Below are 15,448 nucleotides of genomic sequence, written 5' to 3'. Positions count from 1 at the left end.
GGGCGTACGCCATGTGGTGGCGCTACATGTGGTGGCGCTACATGTGGAGGCGCCACATGTGGAGGCGCCACATGTGGGCCTACGACATGTGCGACGCGATGGTTGAGCGCGCTGCGATAGGTGCGCTGCACCTATGTGGCCGGCAGCTCGACCCACCCCCGCCGCTCCGCCGACTCTGCCATGGCGTCCAGCGCGGCGGCGGCGCGTACCGCGTCCGCGAGCGTCGCGCCGTACGGCTCGCCCTCCGCGACCGAGCGCAGGAACCGGTACGCCTCGATGACCTTCAGATCGTCGTACCCCATGGCGTTGGCCGCGCCCGGCTGGAACGCGGCGAACTCACCGTCACCCGGACCGACGTACACCGTGCTCACCGGCTGGTCCTGGTAGCTCGTGCCCCGGCTGACGCGCAGTTCGTTCATCCGGCGGAAGTCCCAGAACACCGCGCCCCGGGTGCCGTGCACCTCGAAGCCGTAGTTGTTCTGCTCGCCGACCGAGACCCGGCAGGCCTCCAGCACGCCCCGCGCGCCGGAGGCGAAGCGCAGCAGACAGTTGACGTAGTCCTCGTTCTCCACCGGCCCCGGCTCGCCCCCGGACGCCAGCGCGTGACCGGCGGTGGCCCCGGCCGGGCGGGCGCGCTCGGGCACGAAGACGGCCGTGTCGGCGACGAGCGAGGCGATGTCACCGGCCAGGAAACGCGCCAGGTCGGCGCCGTGCGAGGCGAGGTCCCCGAGCACCCCGCTGCCGCCCCGGGCCCGCTCGTAACGCCAGGTCAGCGCGCCGTCCGGGTGCGCCGCGTAGTCGCTGAACAGGCGCACGCGCACATGGGTGACCGTGCCCAGTTCCCCGGCGGCGATCAGGTCACGGGCGGCCTCCACGGCGGGCGCGCAGCGGTAGTTGAAGCCGACCGCGCTCCGGACGCCCGCCTCGGCCACCGCGTCGGCCACGGCGCGGGCGTCCGCGCCGCTCAGCCCGACCGGCTTCTCGACCCAGACGTGCTTGCCCGCCTCGGCCATGGCCACGCCGATCTCGCGGTGCAGGAAGTTCGGCGCGGTGATGCTGACGGCGTGTACGCGCGGGTCGGCGGCGACCTCCCGCCAGTCGCGGGTGGCGTGCGCGAACCCGTACCGCTCGGCGGCCTCCTCGGCCCGCCCCGGCACGTCCTCGGCCACCGTCACCAGTTCGGGGCGCAGGGGCAGCCGCGGAAAGTGGTGCCGGACCCTGCTGTACGCCTGGGTGTGCACCCGCCCCATCCAGCCGAACCCGATGACGGCGATCCCCAGCGCATCCACCATGACAGCCCCTCGTCGGACCGGCCCACACCTGTCGCGGCCACCTTTGTACGGACATGGCTGACGCGTCAACCGTCCGGCGCGCTCTTTCCCGATCTTGTCGCCAGGGTTGCCGCCGGGGCGTGTGGTGTTGCCCGACTGCCCGCCAGGGTGGCGGCCGCCGCACACCCGGGTGATCGTGAGAGGCATGGCTGACAGCACGGTGGAGGCGGCACCCGGCGTACCGCACCGGCGGCACGGCACACGCGAGGCCGTCCTGTTCGGCGGTGTCTACGGCGCGGTCCTCGCCAGCTCCCTGGTCGCCGCCCTCACCCAGCACGGCCACAGCTCCGCCGCCAGCCGCCGCTACGACGCCCTCTGGGTCCTCGTCACCGCCTTCGCCTCCGCCCTCGCCCACGGCTACGCCCACTACATCGCCGAACGCGGCCCCCGCCGCCGCTGGGCCTCCCTGCGCGCCCTCGCCGACGAATGGCCCCTGGTCGTCGCCGTCCTGCCGACGGTGTTCCTGCTGGCGGGCGCGGGCTGGGGCTGGTGGCCGCCCACCGAGGTCGAGGAGCCGGCGTTCCTCCTCAACATCGCGATCCTCTTCACCCTGGGCGTGGTCACGGCCCGGGGCGCCCGCCGCCGCTGGTACGCGGCCCTTCTGATGGGCATGGTCGACGCTCTGCTCGGCGTGATCGTCGTGGTGGCGAACGCGCTCATCAAGTAGCCGGGCCCCAGGCATCCCCGCCGGTACGGTAGGGTTTGACCTGCACGAACACACGGAACCACTCCGCGTGTGACCGCACCGGGACGTGGCGCAGCTTGGTAGCGCACTTGACTGGGGGTCAAGGGGTCGCAGGTTCAAATCCTGTCGTCCCGACTCGTGAGAGTCGCAGCCGAGGGCCGGTTTCAGAGCAATCCGAAACCGGCCCTCAGCCGTTCCCGGGCACCGGGTCGGTGGTGACCTGGCGGCGGGCCAAGAAGGCGCTGCTGTCCGCGCAGGGCAGGCCCGTGGCGAAGACCGTCGAGGTGACGTTCACCAGCGCGGTCCGGGTCCGCGACGTGATTCTCCACGCAGTCGTCACCAGGACGAACGTCGCTCGACGCAGCGCCGAGGCCGTATGGTGACGCCGCCTGTCAGCTACTGCGTGCTGCCGTCGTCCAGGCCGGCGATGACTCTGACGTCCGCTTCGGACATGTCCAGGGTCCTGGCGATCAGGCGGGCCTGCGGCACATTCGGGTTGTGCCCGCGGCGGAGCATGTGGATGGTCGACATCGACAGTCCGGCGGCCCTGGCCATGGCCCTGACCGGAATCCCGCGCAGGTCCGTCAACCCGGTGAGCATCCGTCCGAACGGATACGGCTCCGGCCGCCCGGCAGGGGCAACGGCCGGGTCGATGACAACGTCACCGATCTTGGCCTGGAAGCGGATCAGCCGGCTGGACGTGGTCGACTCTCCAGTCGCGGTTCCACCACGGAAGATCCTGCAGCACCTCATTGAAGAAGGGCGGCAGGACGGTCATGTCCACCGGGCCCGGAGGATTCTTCTAACCTGCCCATACGACACCGAGCCAGTACCTCAGTGCCGCGATCACGTCCTCCGTCAGCGCACGGTCGGCAGTCTCCATGGCCACACTCTCCCCCAGCGGCGGCCCGTGACGCGGCCGGTGACACGGTCATGACCCGGTGTACCGGCGGTCACTCGAGAGGATGGCGTATGGCCAACGGCGGATTGCGGTGGGTTCCAGATGTCTTCGATGCCTATTGCCTGGCGTTCGTCCGGGGGGTCACGGTCGGCGAGCTGGTGAGAAGGCTGGGGGCGGACCCGGCAGCGGTACGGGAGGGGGTGACCGGACAAGCGGCCTTCACGTCGGCGATGAACGAGGGCGCGGTTTCCCTGCTCGGTACCGCTCAAGGATGGGCGTTTTCGCTGGAGCACTGGAGTGAGCAGGCGGCGCAGGCCGACGTCCTGGCCAGGCTGTCCGGCGGGACGGAGGCGGTCGTGATGGTCAACGGGGGCGTTGGAACGACGCGTTTTCTTCATGCCGTGGACGGCCTGGTGGTGGCCGACTTCGAGCCCGGTGTATCCGCCGCGGACATGAATGTCTCGGCCGACGAGCGTTTGGTGCCCCTCCTCGGCGATACGGACTTCTTCGACGGCGACGAGTGCTCGGTGCTGGGGGAGGCGGACGAGGAGTCCTGGATGCTCCGGCTCGCCGAACGGGCCTTCGGGCTGTCCCTGCCGCGACAGGAACTGGAGCACGGAGCCCTTGACGCCGTGCTCCTCCCCTGACGGTCCGTCGTGCAGCGGATGCGGTGCCCCGACGCCGCAGGTGCGTGTCAGCGTCGCGGACTTCTCCCGGGCGCGGCCCGCGTCTCGGGGCGGCGTTGGCCGCCGGTCGGGTGGGCGGATTTGGAGGTGCACGGGTGGCCAGGGGAGATGCCCTCGGCCGTAGTACGCGGGAGCAGGACGGGTACGCGTCTGGGAATCCCGTCGCGTTGGTCCATGTCGCCGGCGGCCCGGTCACCGGCTTCATAGGTGTGGCTGCGACACTGCGAGGCGCAAGCGCCTGACGGCGGTGTCGGGCACATGTTTCTGGGGGCGTAGATGGGCACGTTCGAGCGCGTCAACCTGTTCTACGGCGTCGGGCATCAGCAGGTGTACGCCGCGTTGGAGGAGTTCTGGCGCCAGGAGGGGTGCGCGCTCGAAGCGGAGGACGTTCACGACGTCAACCTCGACTCGTACGCCCTGCACGAGAGGCGTGGCGACTGGACCGTGCTGAGATGGACCCGGGGCTGGGAGTGGGATCTGCGGCGGCGTGCCCAGCTGCATGTTTCACGCGTCCACGACTGCCCGGGGCTGCTGGTCTTCATCTACGACGACGACTTCTGGGGCTACGAGCTGTTCCACCGCGGCACGGTGATCGACCAGTTCCAGCAGGAGACCGACGTCGTGGGCTCGTTCTTCGGCGATCTTCCGTGCCAGGGGCGCCCCGACCTTCTGCTGGCCCGGTTCCCGGCTCTGGACCTGGACATCGAGCATGCCCGGGGCTATCTGACCCACTACAGCATTCACGACCCCGGGTACGGGGGCATCGACTGGGAGGACGACAACGACCCCCGCAACACTCCCGTTCGTCCGGGCGACGCGTTCGGCCGCCTCGAAGGCGGCGTCTACTGGGAGTTCCAGGACTTCCTCGGCGTCGACACCGCACCGGTCTGGCGGAGGTTCACCACCTTGCCCCGCGCCGGCGTGTCTCGATAGCCGATCACGCTCGGAGATGAGCGGTCATGCGGTGGCGGCGCCCAGGAGGAGGTCGAAGGCGTTGTCCGCCTCGCGGAGTACCGCCGTCGCGTCGTGGCCGCCGAGGCGCCATGCCGTCTGGTAGCAGGCGAGGGTCAGTTGGGCGGCCAGGACGGCGGTGGCCGGCGGGGTGCCGTGGTCGAGCAGGTGATTTTCGAGGAGGCCGGCGTAGTGCCGGGTCTTGCGGGTGTGGCGGTCTTCGAGCTCGGGGTGGTGTGTGACCAGGCGGTGGTACACCGCGTAGTGGCCGGGGTCGCGGGCGGCCTCGGCGCAGAGCGCGAGCAGGAGCCGCCGGGAGGTGTCCAGTGCCCGCGCGAGATCCTGGAGCGGCTCGGCGGGCGCGTCGCGCATGGCCTCGGTGAGCGCGCGCAGGAAGTCGTCCTCGGTGGAGAAGACGACCTCCTGCTTGTCGCCGAAGTAGCGGAAGAACGTGGTGCGGCCGATCTCGGCGTGCTGGGCGATCTCGTCCACGGTGACGACGTCGAACCCCCGCTCCATGAAGAGCGCGAAGGCCGTCTCGATGATCCGTTCCCGGGTCCGGCGGCGTTTGCGGTCCCGCAATGACTCCACCGGAGACTTGTCCACGCTCATTCGGCCAGGATATCCGCCCCTTCCACCCGGCGGCCGGCGTCGACGAGGCGGCCGGCCTCGCGCCACAGCTCCTCCTCGCGGGCCTCGTCGTACGACTCCGGCGACGACGGGACGGCGCGGCCGCGGTCGAGGTAGGACCCGGTCGGGGCGGCCGGTCCGGCCAGGATCGTCTCGGCGAGCCGGGTGCCCGCCTGCCGCGGCGTCATGCCCCGGCCGAGGAACCGCTGAAGCCGGAAGAAGCCGTCGAGCACGCCCCGCACGGGCCCCGGGGCGTGACGGAAGAAATCGGTGCCCGCGACGAGCGCCGGGTTGTAGGAGTGGACGCCGACGCTGTCGGGCAGGCGGCGGGCCAGGGCGTGGGTCAGGTGGATGACGCCCAGTTTGCTGGTCGCGTACGCCCGCCCGGCCTCCCGCGCGCCACCGGGGCGAGGTGCCGCCAGTCGTTCCGGCGCTTCCCAGCGTGGCGCCGCCGTGGCGCCCAGCGTGTAGCGGAACTGCCCGAAGTGGCAGTCGCTCGACGTGAGCACGATCCAGCCCGGGCCGGTGAAGCGGGGCAGCAGCTCCCTGACGAGCAGGTAGTGGGAGAGCACATTGACCCCGAACGTCATCTCGTACCCGTCCGCGGTGCGTTTCCCGGTCGTCGTGAGGGTCAGGCCGGCGTTGCCGAGATAGCCGCCGAGCGGCGGGAGGTGCCCGGTGTCGAGCCCGCGCGCGATCACCTCCACCGCGCGCCTGACCTCGGCGAGCGAAGCGAGGTCACAGTCCACGCCGGTGACCCCGGCAGCACCCGTGACCCCGGTGGCCTCGGCGAGCTCCGCCGCGAGACGCTCGCCGCCCCGGCGGGCCAGCACGACGTAGTGGTCCTGCGGCCGTCCTCGGATCAGCGACTCGACGGCCTCGCGGCCGAAGCCGCGGGTCACTCCGGTCAACACGATGGTCCGGCTGTCCATGGCAGGCTCCTCGATATCGAGTTCCACATGGTACTCAGTACCGTAACATGCCGGGTTCGCCGGTCGGGGGGCTCCGATGGACCTGCCGGCGCGGCAGGCGGTCCCTCATCCGCCGCCCGGTGACAAGTCCGCGCGGATCAGCTTCAGCGTCTCCCGCGTCCCGGCCAGTTCCGCGGTGAACTCGTCGATGTCCGGCCACTCTTCGGCGAGCGTGCTCCACAGGGCCTCCGCCTCCTCCGCGGCCCTGAGCGCCTCGCCGGGGTCGCCGGTCTCGCGGAGCAGTTCCGCGTGCGTCGTCAGAGCGGTCGCCAGGGAGAGATCGTGGGCCGCCGGGTCGGTGTCGGCGAGCGCGCGCCATCCGGCCACGGCCTCCGCGCTCGGGGGCAGGGCCTGTTCGGGCCGGCCCAGATCCGCTCGGAGAGCCACCTCCTGGTTCAGGGCGGCACAGAGGTCCTCGCCGAGGGGATCCGCCCGGCGGCAGACCGCCACCCGCTCCTCCGCGCAGCCCAGTGCCTCGGCCGGGCGGCCGAGCGCCACCAGGGCATCCGCCCGGACGCCGAGGCAGCCGGCGAACGGCAGCCAGGCGTCCGGTTCGCCGTCGAGCTCACTCCGCCAGATCGCCGCCGCTTCCCCGGCCGCGGCCGCCGCCCCGCCGGGGTCGTCCGCGGCGAGCAGACCGTCCGCGAGCGCGCCGAGGGCCTCCGCGAGGTCGATCCGGTAGAGCGGTTCTCGCCGCGCGGCCGCCCGGAAGGCGGTGACCGCTTCCCTCAGGGCCTGGCGGGCCTCCTCGCCGTGGTCCAGTGCCGACAACGCGCTGTAGAGGCTTACGAGTGAGCCCGCCACCGCGACATCGTCCGCGCCGAAGCGCCGGTGCAGGGCGACGGCCTCATGGAGTGCGGAGACGGCCCGGCGGGGCCTCGCCGCCGCCAGCAGGCTCTCCGCCAGGCCCTCCAGACAGGCGGCCAGCCGGCGGCTGCCGCCCGGCGCCAGCCGCCGGTGGACGGCCACCGCTTCCGTGTCCGCGGCCAGCGCCTGCCGGAGATGCCTCCCTTCCCGGAGGGCGGCGGCCAGTCGGGACAGGCCGTTCGCCAACAGGGGTTCGTACACGGCCCCTTCCGCGGCGACGAGGTCGCGGCACCGGTCGACCGCTTCCTGAGCGGTGGCCAGCGCCTCGTCGGTGCGTCCGTGGTCGACCAGATGGACCGCGAGAGCGGACAGCGCTTCCACCGACTCCCTTGAGAAGACCGCCGGGTTGGCGGCGGCCAGTCTCCGGTAGAGGGCCGCCGCCTCGACGGCCAGCGCGAACGTCTCCTCCCGCTCGTCCAGGCCGGAGAGGTTGATCCGCAGGTTCGTCAACGACCGTGCCAGGGAGGGTTCATGGACCGCCGGACTGTCCGCTGCCAGCGGCCGGAAGACGGCCACGGCCTCGCGCGCCGCGGCGACCCCGCCGCGGAGGTCGCCCGTCGTGTTGAGCGCGCGGCCGAGGCCGGCCCACGCCCTGCCGAGGTCGGGCCGGTAGGTCTGCGGTTCGGCCGTGGCCAGCCGCTGGTAGAGGGACACGGCCTCCCGCGCGGCCCCGGCCGCCTCGTCCGGTGCCACGCCGGTCAGAAAGACGCTCAGGTTCGCCAGCGACAGGGCCAGATCCGGCTCGTGGACGACAGAGTTCTCCTCGGCCAGCCGTCGGCGGAGGGCCACCGACCTCCGCGCCGCTTCGGCCGCGCCCGAGGCGTCGTCGGACTCGGACAGGGCGATGGCCAGATTGGTCAGTGCCGCCGCGAGGTCCGCAGCGTGCCGGTGGTCCTCGGCCGCGAGCCGGTCCCGCAGCCGGACGGCCTCCCGCGCGGCCGTCACCGCCTCCGCGTACAGGCCCGCGTGCAGGGAACGGACGGCCAGCCTGTGGTGGAGTGTCGCCCGGGCCGCCGCGTCGTCCGTCGCGGCCAGCCCGTATTCGGTCAGCCGCCGGGTGAGTACGGCGATACTGGTGTCCAGTTCGACGTTGGCGTCCTGCGGCAAGTGGGCTTCGAGCGCCGCCAGCACGTCCGGGTCGGCGTACTCGGCGAGGGTCACCAGACTGGCGCCGACGGCGTGCTCGACGAGTTCCGGGTGGGCGAGCAGCAGCGGGTACAGATGGTCGCGGCGCAGCCGCTCCCAGCGCTGCGCCGTCTCCACGAGTACGCCGAGGACCGCGCCGGTGTACGGCGGGCGGGTGCCGTCCGGGCCGGTGCCCAGAAGCCTGCCCGGCAGATCCCAGGCCCAGCCGTCCTCGCCCGACAGCAGAGCCGCCACGTGGTCCTCACCCAGCCGGTCCGGGTGCAGCGGCTCCAGCATGGTCCCGGGCTCGGAAGGCGGGTAACACACGGCGTGGTCGTCCAGCAGGTGCTGTGCGGCGGTGCCGTCCGCCGCCAGACCCACCGTGGTCACCACCGTCGCGGCCGCCGCGTTGGGCAGCGGCCGGGTCAGCGTGGCGAGCCCGGCCATCCGGGCCATGGTGCGCTCCGGGAGATCCACGCGCCCGTTGGCCCGCATGGTCGCCCAGTGGTCGGTCTCCCTGGCGAGCAGATACGCGGACAGTTCCGCCGGATCCTCGGGGGCGCGCACGCCCCGGCGGTGGGCGTCCACGGCGACCAGGGCCGCCATGTGCAGGGTGAGGGCCAGCGCGTAGCGGTCGTCGGTGAGGGAGCCCGCGGGTTCCAACGCGGTCACCACACCCGCGTCGAGCAGGGCGCCGAACCTGTTGCGCGCGACGGTGAACATGAGACGTCTGTCGTCGACCGTGTGCGCCAGCGGGCCGAGCGCCAGCGCCTCGGTGGTGGCACGGAGCTTGCTCAGGGGGTTCCGCAGGGACTGCCACCAGTAGCCCGCCGGCCGCGCCAGCAGGAGCAGTCTGACGGGTACGCCCTGCCGGAGAGCCGGTGAGCGGAACAGGCGCTCCAGGTGGACGCGCGGCCACCTCTCGGCGTAGTCGGCCACCACCAGCAGACCGCGCGCACCGCGGACCGTCCGGTCCTCGAGTTCTCCCACCGCCCGGCCGGGATCGGTGTGGTGGTGCGCCTGCGCGACCGCCCACTCCTCGGCCGCCGCCCGCGCCGCGCACTGTGCCGCGAGCCGTGTCTTGCCCTGGCCGCCCGGTCCGTGGAGCAGCAGGACCGAGAAGTCGTCCTCCTGCTCCAACCAGCTTCGCAAACGGGCCAGTTCATCCTGCCGGCCGACGAAAGGCACGGCCCGGGCGGCGGTGGAGAGCAGACTGCTCGGTCCCGACCGCCGTACGTCCGGTGGGCCGGGGTCGTCGAGCGGGAACGGTTCCAGCCAGAAGGCCTCGTCGGCAAGGAAGTTGACGTTGACGTCACCCGCCACCGACCCCGTGACGGCGACCGCCAGTCGCGCATGGGACTGATGGACGTCACCGGTGGGGCCGAGGACGCCGGCGGGGGGCTCCGGGCTCACGGTTCCCGCACTACGATGTCACCGCCGACCGACCCGGTGTTGGCGATGAACGTGCCACCGCCGGACTGCCGCACCGAACCGGTCGAGGGCGGTGGCGGGAACGCGGGGTGCCGGACGTCGCCGTGGTCGGCGCGCCGCTCCACCTCGTCCACCAGACGGTCCCACAGCGCCTGGAACAGTTCCTGCTTCGTGTACAGCATGAGGCCCTCGGACGCACCGAAGACGGAGGCGTCCGTCATTCTCAGTTTCGGTACTCCCGCTTCGAGGTCGAACACCTGCGAGGCCATGCCGTTGTCGCGGTTTCCCCTGACCGGCCGCCCACGCGGCGAGAGCGCGAAGTACAGCACCTCTTCGCCGCGTCCCGCACGGCCGACCGAGATGCTGATCGTGTACAGCCTTCTCCCGCGCTGTTCGACCCGCACGCTCAGCACCGAGTCGGAACAGTCGGCCGTGCACACGAGGCCGGACTCGTTCATCCGCACCGCCGCCGCCTCGAACTGTTCGGCCAAGTAGCGGAAGGCGGAGCGGAGTTCACGGTTCGCGCTGTAATTCCCGGGGATTGTGGCGGGCATCCGCACGTTCGGCATCCGCAGCTTCGGCATCCCGTCCCCCGGGGTCTCACCCCGCTGCCGAAGACGCACCCCCTTGATCCGCTGCGCGAACGCGTCCGCCAGTTCCCCCGCGGTGTAGTCCTCGCTCCGGAGCACCGCCACCGCCGGGTTCAGGAGTTCCGGGGGCACGCTGACGTCTCCCATCAGCACCGGGAGCATGTAGTCGTCGGGCCGGTCCATGGCGGGCAGCAGCATGGACCTGAACTCGTCCATCGGGTAGGGCTTGGCCAGGTAGTCGCGCGAGATGAAGGGCGCGACGTAGCGAGCCCCGCCGTACACCTTGCGGAACTCCTGGACGAGGTTGCGGCCCCACAGGTCGACCGTGAGATCGGCGTCGTAGGCGACGCGCAGACCGCGCTCCTGGCAGGCCCGTACCACTTGTTCGACGTAGTCACGCTGCTCGCCGGCGAACGACACGGCAAGATCGTAGACAGAGTCGCCATCGCTCATGAGGCGAGCTTACGGTCCGGGATCCGTGGCGGGGCCGTGTTCCGTACGCGGGACTCCGGGCGCCCTCAGAGCCGCCGCCGTGTCTGCCGGGTGAGGACGAACGAGGCGAACGCGACGAAGGCCAGGGCCAGGAGGCCGAGGGCGGCGCAGGAGACGAGCACGTGGGACGCGTCGTGGGTCCACATCGCGTCCGGCGGCCGGTTCTGGAACCGGTTGAGGCCGACGTCCGCACCGAGCGCGGCGACACCCCAGCGCGTGGGGGTGGCGAAGGAGACGGCGGACATCAGGGCGGTGCCCGGCGCGGAGGTGTCCCCGAGGGGGATGAGCAGGCCGGTGAGCACCACGAGTACGGCCACGATGCCCATGAGCGTGAACGTCACCCGTTCCAGCTGCCGTGAGGTGGCCGAGATCAGCAGCCCGAGGCCCGTCGAGGCAAGTGCCAGCACGGGCAGGGTGAGGGCCGGGCCGCTCCAGGCGTGCGGCCACAGGGGGCTGTCCAGTGCCGGCGTGCCCGGCGGATTCTTCCACCACGCGTACCCCACGAGGGTCAGCCCGGCCTGGAGGACCGTGAGGGCGGCGGCGACCAGCGCTTTCGAGACCACCGCCGCCCGTGCGGGCACCCCCCACCGGATCTCCCGTTCGATGAGATCGCGGTCGCCGACCACCGACGAGAACGACAGCGCCATCGCGAAGAACGCCGTGCAGATCGTGATCACCGACAGGGCCGTCGGCACGCTGTGGTTGGTCTCGGGGGTGCCGCCGAGTCCGGGGGAGGCGGCCCAGCCGGCCAGCAGGACGGTCAGGCAGGGGTAGAGGACCAGGGGCTGCAGCAGCCGGTACGGCCGTGCTCGCAGCCGTTTCATCTCACGCAGGGTCAGAAGTGCCGTCGTCCGGCCGACCTTCGCGTGGCGGGTGTTCCTGGCCGGGTGGGCGCGCGGTCCGTCCGAGCCGGCCGGGTCCGTGCGGGGACCCGACGCCCGTGCGGGACGGGCGGTCGCCGGAGCGCGGTGCGATGTCACCTGTCCCTGCCTCAGCCGGTCCATCACCTCGGCGTGATGGGCGGCGCCGAAGGCCGCGCACAGTCCGTCCGGCGGCCCGAAGTACCCCACCCTGCCGCCGTCCCGGTCGCCGGTGACGGCCAGGACCGTGTCCGCCAGCTCCAGGTTGGCCATGGAGTGGGTGACCACGACGACGGCGCAGCCGCGCGACGAGGCGAACCTGCGCAGCAGCGTCATGATGTCCCGGTCGAGGCCCTCGTCGAGGCCGGAGGTCGGCTCGTCCAGGATCAGCAGGGCCGGATCGCTCAGGAGCTCAAGGCCGATGGAGACCCGCCTGAGCTGACCGCCCGACAGACCGGCCACGGGTTTGTCCGCGACGCCGTCCTGCGCGAGACGCAGATCCCGCAGCACACGGTCGACATGCTCGGCGCGGCCGGCCGGGCTCAGGTCGCGGGCCAGACGCAGCCGGGCGGCCATGAGAAGGGTCTCGCGGGCGGTGAGGTCGGCGTGGAGGCCGGACGTCTGGGGGACGAAGCTCACCAGATGGCTCGGCCGGCTTCCGTTCGCCACCAGCGGCCTGCCCGCGAGCCGTACCTCCCCGTCGGCCCCGGCCATCTCCCCGAGCAGGGCCCGGCACAGCGTGGACTTGCCCGCGCCGGAAGGACCGATGACCGCCATCACCTGTCCGACGGGCAGCGAGAAGTCCACGCCGGCCAGTGTCGGCCGGTCGGCGCCGCGATACCGCGCGTTCAGACCGTGGCAGGTCAGGGCGTCGGGCGGGGTGAGCGCACGGGTCGACAGCTCGCCCTCGGGGCCGACTTCCAGGATGTGCGAGCCGATGGTGAAACCGGCCCCCGGAGCGAGGGTCGTCACGAGCATCCTGCGCCCGTTGACGTACGTGCCGAGGTGGCCGCTGGTGTCGCGCAGTACGACGTTCCCCCGGGCCGTGCGGCGGACGACGGCGTGCCGCCGGGCCACGTTGGGGCCGGGGAGCTCGATGTCGGCGCCCGTTCCCGACCGCCCGATCGTCATTTCGTGATCGTCACGCGGGTGCCACCGGGTCCGGGGGCCGTCGGCGCGGGGAGGCGTGGGTGCGGGTGCGGGCGTGGGTACGGGCGGGGGTGCGGGTACCGGTGCGGCGCTCGGGGCCGGGCGGGGGCGCGGCGTGGTGTCCGCCGTACGCCGCCGGTCTGCTGGGCCGACAGCGCCGTCCCCGAGGACGATGTCGACGCCGACGCCCTCGCGGCGCAGCACGATGCGGCAGGGTGCCGATCCGGCGCGGGGCAGCGGCACCGTCAGCCGCCCCGTCATCGGCGTGCCGTCCAGCCAGACCTCGGTCCGCTCGTCGTGCAGGCGCAGCGCCCACACGGCCGCGAACATCAGGGTGAACCAGAGCTCCGGCGCGCCCGGCGGCACCGGCAGCGTGCTGGCCGGCGTGCTGCCGAACCGCCAGGGCTGCCGGGCGGCGGACAGGCTGCGCTCCATCCCGTCGATCCGTACCAGCAATGCCGGCGGCGCGCTGCCATCGGACAGGAAGGTCATGGCGATTCCTCACGGCTCGGCAAGGAGGGCGGGGACGGTCAGCGGCGGTTCGCGGGGGAGCCGCGGAAGAAGTCGAGGAACCGTCGCAGCCATCCCTTCCGGGGGGTCGCGGCGGTGTCGGGCCGCCGTACGGTGGAGCGGGCCGGTTCCCCCGTGCGGGTGTGGTGCGGCGGCGTGCCCCGGCTCGGGCGGGCCGTACCGGGGCCGGTCGGCACCGGCCACCGCGCCATGGCGTAGGTGTCGTTGCGCACGTACATGGCGCCGTCCTCCCGCACCAGTGCCTGCCACGCCTGGGCCATCGGCCGCAGCTCGGCGGCGCGCATCGCCGGACGGCCCGGCCGGTCGGGCGCGGTGAGCGCGCGGAGGACGTCCACGTCCACCGACGGGAGCACGTCCGCGAACATGCGCGGGCGCAGATCGTGCAGCGCCAGGTTCTCGGCGAGGCAACGGGCCACCAGCAGCGCGGCCTTGTACAGGTCGGTCCGCTCGGTGAACGTCTTCGCCCCCGGCACCCGCCACGGCTCCGGTTCCCGTACGACGCGGAAGGGGTTCTTGCCCTCGACGAGGTAGGCGTCGCAGTCCAGGAAGTACACCCGCGGGACACCGGTGGTGCCCGTGGTGAGCACGTTGCGGGGCTGCAGGTCGCCGACCACCACGTCCAGCCCGTGCAGGAACGCCAGGCTCTGCAGGAGATGGCCCAGGGCGGCCAGCTTGCGCGGCGCCGGGAAATGGGGCGCGTGGTAGCGGGCGCTGTAGTCGGGGTCGCGGGCGAGCGCGGTCAGGTCGCGGACCGCTCCGGGCTCTTTGTCCTCGAAGAACTCGCGCGGAGCCTCGTTCATCAGGACCCCGGCCACCGTGCGTCCCTCGCGGACCACGGCCGTGGGCCAGGCCGCCAGGGCGTCCAGCCGACGCCTGTCGGCGGGCGACAGCTGCTGCCGCCAGCGCACATGTGCCCGCAGGACCGAAGGGTCCACCTCCCCGCGGGTGCCGGGCCGGTACTCCTTGAACAGCAGCGCCTCGCCGTCCGGTGCCCGGCACCGGAACACCCCATGGGTGGTGCCCCCGCCGCTCAGGGAGCCCGACCGCTCCACGCGCAGCCGTCCCAGCTCCACTTCCGAGTACGGGCCCATGTCAGGCCTCGCGCGGCGGACGCGACCACACGACGGCTACGGTGCGGTCGTCGTTGTTGCCGCGCATCTTCCAGTCGACCGTGCGGAGGAAGTCGGACGCCTTCGGCGGCTGCTCGACGACGGAGGCGATCACCTTGCCCAGAATCTCCGGCTGCGCGTCGAGCCCCTTGCCGAAGCCGTCGCTCGCCAGGGCGGTCACGTCGTCGTCCGCGAGGACCGCGCAGCCCGTGCGCACGCTGTCCGCGTCGCGGGGCATCGCCTTCGTGCGGTTGTCGTGTGCCGGGGCGGAGCTCTCCGGGGGGTAGAGCGGGCGCCAGGACAGGCGGGTCAGGTTCAGTACGTCGATCCGGGCGTCCCCGACCCCGCCGTAGTACACCTCGAAGCCCAGCTCGGAGCGGTGGCAGACGGCGAAGGCCAGCGTGGCGGCGGGCGGTCGCGGTCCCTGCGGGGAGGTGTCGGCGGGCAGTTGGTAGCCGGCGGCCGCCGCCTGGCGTTTGAGCGCGGGCGGTTCAAGGAGCCGCCCCACGCGATGCACCGCCCGCCGGGCCCGTTTGTCCCAGTTATCCGGGACGGGCGGGCCGTTGCGCCCGACGTCCTCGCTGAGCGTCCGCACGATCTGGGAGGCGCCGACCCCGGCCGCCGCGTGCGCGGCCCAGGAGCTGGAGACCCCGTCCGCCACGGCGATCACGACCACGGACGACGTGGTGGAGCAGCCGGAGAAGGCGTAGGCGTCCTCCCGGTACCGGCCGCGTACCTCGTGGTCGGCGCCCGCCTGCGAGGCCGCGTAGACCGTGAACGGACCCCAGTTGCCCCGGTCGGCGACCACTCCCGCGCTGCCCGAGCCGGTCCGCAGCGGAAGCTCCACCCGGTGCCCCTCGTAGGAGGCCGCCGGCAGCGCCGGGCCGGTGTAGGGGGCGGGGGCCGTCATGCGGGGCTGCTCGCGGGGGCTCTCGCTCCACCGCCCGGCCCGTTCCGGGCTCTCGTCGCCGTGCGTCGCCGCTTCCCCGGAGTGCGAGGGGTTCCCCGTGTCCTGACGGACGAGGTCCCGGGGCCTCTGGTCCGCCGCCGTGCTCCCGCCGCGGAGCGCTTCCCGAAGCGCCCGCGCGAGCCTTTGCACGAACGACGGAGCGGTACGCCCGTGACGGGGCTGTGTCTCC

The 15,448-nt window shown here is 72.6% G+C and carries 13 protein-coding genes and 1 tRNA gene; 5 read left to right on the top strand and 9 right to left on the bottom strand.

Going from position 1 to position 15,448, the window contains the following annotated elements:
- Window positions 1-131: 131 nt before the first annotated feature.
- The gene (locus AB0898_RS16015; protein ID WP_366803533.1) at window positions 132-1,292 is read right to left on the bottom strand and encodes a Gfo/Idh/MocA family oxidoreductase; all 1,161 of its coding nucleotides are present in this window, start codon (window positions 1,290-1,292) and stop codon (window positions 132-134) included.
- Between the two features lie 184 nt (window positions 1,293-1,476).
- On the opposite strand from AB0898_RS16015, the gene AB0898_RS16010 reads away from it, so the two are divergent.
- The 3 genes from AB0898_RS16010 to AB0898_RS16000 all read left to right on the top strand — a co-directional run bounded on the left by AB0898_RS16010 (window position 1,477) and on the right by AB0898_RS16000 (window position 2,399).
- Entirely contained in the window at window positions 1,477-1,998 is a 522-nt protein-coding gene (locus tag AB0898_RS16010; RefSeq protein WP_366803532.1) for a hypothetical protein, read from the top strand.
- Between the two features lie 79 nt (window positions 1,999-2,077).
- Window positions 2,078-2,151 (top strand) — tRNA-Pro (locus AB0898_RS16005).
- Between the two features lie 80 nt (window positions 2,152-2,231).
- Window positions 2,232-2,399 carry a hypothetical protein gene (locus AB0898_RS16000; protein ID WP_366803531.1) on the top strand — a complete coding sequence of 56 codons (168 nt, stop codon included), beginning with the start codon at window positions 2,232-2,234 and terminating at the stop codon, window positions 2,397-2,399.
- Window positions 2,400-2,412: 13 nt separating this feature from the next.
- Here AB0898_RS16000 and AB0898_RS15995 read toward each other — a convergent pair whose 3' ends face one another.
- Window positions 2,413-2,769, bottom strand: a complete 357-nt coding sequence (locus tag AB0898_RS15995) for a helix-turn-helix transcriptional regulator (protein ID WP_366803530.1) — start codon at window positions 2,767-2,769, stop codon at window positions 2,413-2,415.
- Between the two features lie 219 nt (window positions 2,770-2,988).
- On the opposite strand from AB0898_RS15995, the gene AB0898_RS15990 reads away from it, so the two are divergent.
- Together AB0898_RS15990 and AB0898_RS15985 are read left to right on the top strand one after the other, a co-directional pair.
- Window positions 2,989-3,564, top strand: coding sequence for a DUF6461 domain-containing protein (locus AB0898_RS15990; RefSeq protein WP_366803529.1), 576 nt, complete (start codon window positions 2,989-2,991; stop codon window positions 3,562-3,564).
- A 315-nt stretch (window positions 3,565-3,879) separates the two neighbouring features.
- Window positions 3,880-4,536, top strand: coding sequence for a hypothetical protein (locus tag AB0898_RS15985; protein ID WP_366803528.1), 657 nt, complete (start codon window positions 3,880-3,882; stop codon window positions 4,534-4,536).
- A gap of 24 nt (window positions 4,537-4,560) precedes the next feature.
- Here the strand turns inward: AB0898_RS15985 and AB0898_RS15980 are convergent, their stop codons facing one another.
- The 7 genes from AB0898_RS15980 to AB0898_RS15950 all read right to left on the bottom strand — a co-directional run bounded on the left by AB0898_RS15980 (window position 4,561) and on the right by AB0898_RS15950 (window position 15,219).
- Window positions 4,561-5,166, bottom strand: a complete 606-nt coding sequence (locus AB0898_RS15980) for a TetR/AcrR family transcriptional regulator (RefSeq protein ID WP_366803527.1) — start codon at window positions 5,164-5,166, stop codon at window positions 4,561-4,563.
- Window positions 5,163-6,116, bottom strand: a complete 954-nt coding sequence (locus AB0898_RS15975; RefSeq protein ID WP_366803525.1) for an SDR family NAD(P)-dependent oxidoreductase — start codon at window positions 6,114-6,116, stop codon at window positions 5,163-5,165. Before AB0898_RS15975 ends, AB0898_RS15980 begins: the two co-directional genes overlap by 4 nt.
- A gap of 105 nt (window positions 6,117-6,221) precedes the next feature.
- Window positions 6,222-9,560, bottom strand: a complete 3,339-nt coding sequence (locus AB0898_RS15970) for a tetratricopeptide repeat protein (RefSeq protein ID WP_366803524.1) — start codon at window positions 9,558-9,560, stop codon at window positions 6,222-6,224.
- A complete protein-coding gene (locus AB0898_RS15965; protein WP_366803523.1) occupies window positions 9,557-10,621 on the bottom strand; it encodes a toll/interleukin-1 receptor domain-containing protein in 1,065 nt (354 codons plus the stop codon). The genes AB0898_RS15970 and AB0898_RS15965 overlap by 4 nt, the downstream gene beginning before the upstream one ends.
- Before the next feature lie 65 nt (window positions 10,622-10,686).
- On the bottom strand, window positions 10,687-13,161 hold the full coding sequence (locus tag AB0898_RS15960) for an ATP-binding cassette domain-containing protein (RefSeq protein ID WP_366803522.1): 2,475 nt from the start codon (window positions 13,159-13,161) through the stop codon (window positions 10,687-10,689).
- Window positions 13,162-13,199: 38 nt separating this feature from the next.
- A complete protein-coding gene (locus tag AB0898_RS15955; protein WP_366803521.1) occupies window positions 13,200-14,291 on the bottom strand; it encodes a hypothetical protein in 1,092 nt (363 codons plus the stop codon).
- 1 nt (window position 14,292) lies between these two features.
- Window positions 14,293-15,219 carry a protein phosphatase 2C domain-containing protein gene (locus tag AB0898_RS15950; RefSeq protein WP_366803520.1) on the bottom strand — a complete coding sequence of 309 codons (927 nt, stop codon included), beginning with the start codon at window positions 15,217-15,219 and terminating at the stop codon, window positions 14,293-14,295.
- Between the last annotated feature and the right edge of the window lie 229 nt (window positions 15,220-15,448).

The organism is Streptomyces sp. NPDC005435 (assembly GCF_040703155.1).
Taxonomy (GTDB): Bacteria; Actinomycetota; Actinomycetes; order Streptomycetales; family Streptomycetaceae; genus Streptomyces.
This window is presented reverse-complemented; position numbering and strand designations above follow the sequence as displayed.

Coding starts and splice junctions, on each gene's coding strand:
- AB0898_RS15965 (WP_366803523.1), bottom strand. CDS start 10,621: ATGAGCGATGGCGACTCTGTCTACGATCTTGCCGTGTCGTTCGCCGGC.
- AB0898_RS16015 (WP_366803533.1), bottom strand. CDS start 1,292: ATGGTGGATGCGCTGGGGATCGCCGTCATCGGGTTCGGCTGGATGGGG.
- AB0898_RS16010 (WP_366803532.1), top strand. CDS start 1,477: ATGGCTGACAGCACGGTGGAGGCGGCACCCGGCGTACCGCACCGGCGG.
- AB0898_RS15975 (WP_366803525.1), bottom strand. CDS start 6,116: ATGGACAGCCGGACCATCGTGTTGACCGGAGTGACCCGCGGCTTCGGC.
- AB0898_RS15950 (WP_366803520.1), bottom strand. CDS start 15,219: ATGACGGCCCCCGCCCCCTACACCGGCCCGGCGCTGCCGGCGGCCTCC.
- AB0898_RS15980 (WP_366803527.1), bottom strand. CDS start 5,166: ATGAGCGTGGACAAGTCTCCGGTGGAGTCATTGCGGGACCGCAAACGC.
- AB0898_RS15960 (WP_366803522.1), bottom strand. CDS start 13,161: ATGACCTTCCTGTCCGATGGCAGCGCGCCGCCGGCATTGCTGGTACGG.
- AB0898_RS15990 (WP_366803529.1), top strand. CDS start 2,989: ATGGCCAACGGCGGATTGCGGTGGGTTCCAGATGTCTTCGATGCCTAT.
- AB0898_RS15995 (WP_366803530.1), bottom strand. CDS start 2,769: ATGAGGTGCTGCAGGATCTTCCGTGGTGGAACCGCGACTGGAGAGTCG.
- AB0898_RS15955 (WP_366803521.1), bottom strand. CDS start 14,291: ATGGGCCCGTACTCGGAAGTGGAGCTGGGACGGCTGCGCGTGGAGCGG.
- AB0898_RS15985 (WP_366803528.1), top strand. CDS start 3,880: ATGGGCACGTTCGAGCGCGTCAACCTGTTCTACGGCGTCGGGCATCAG.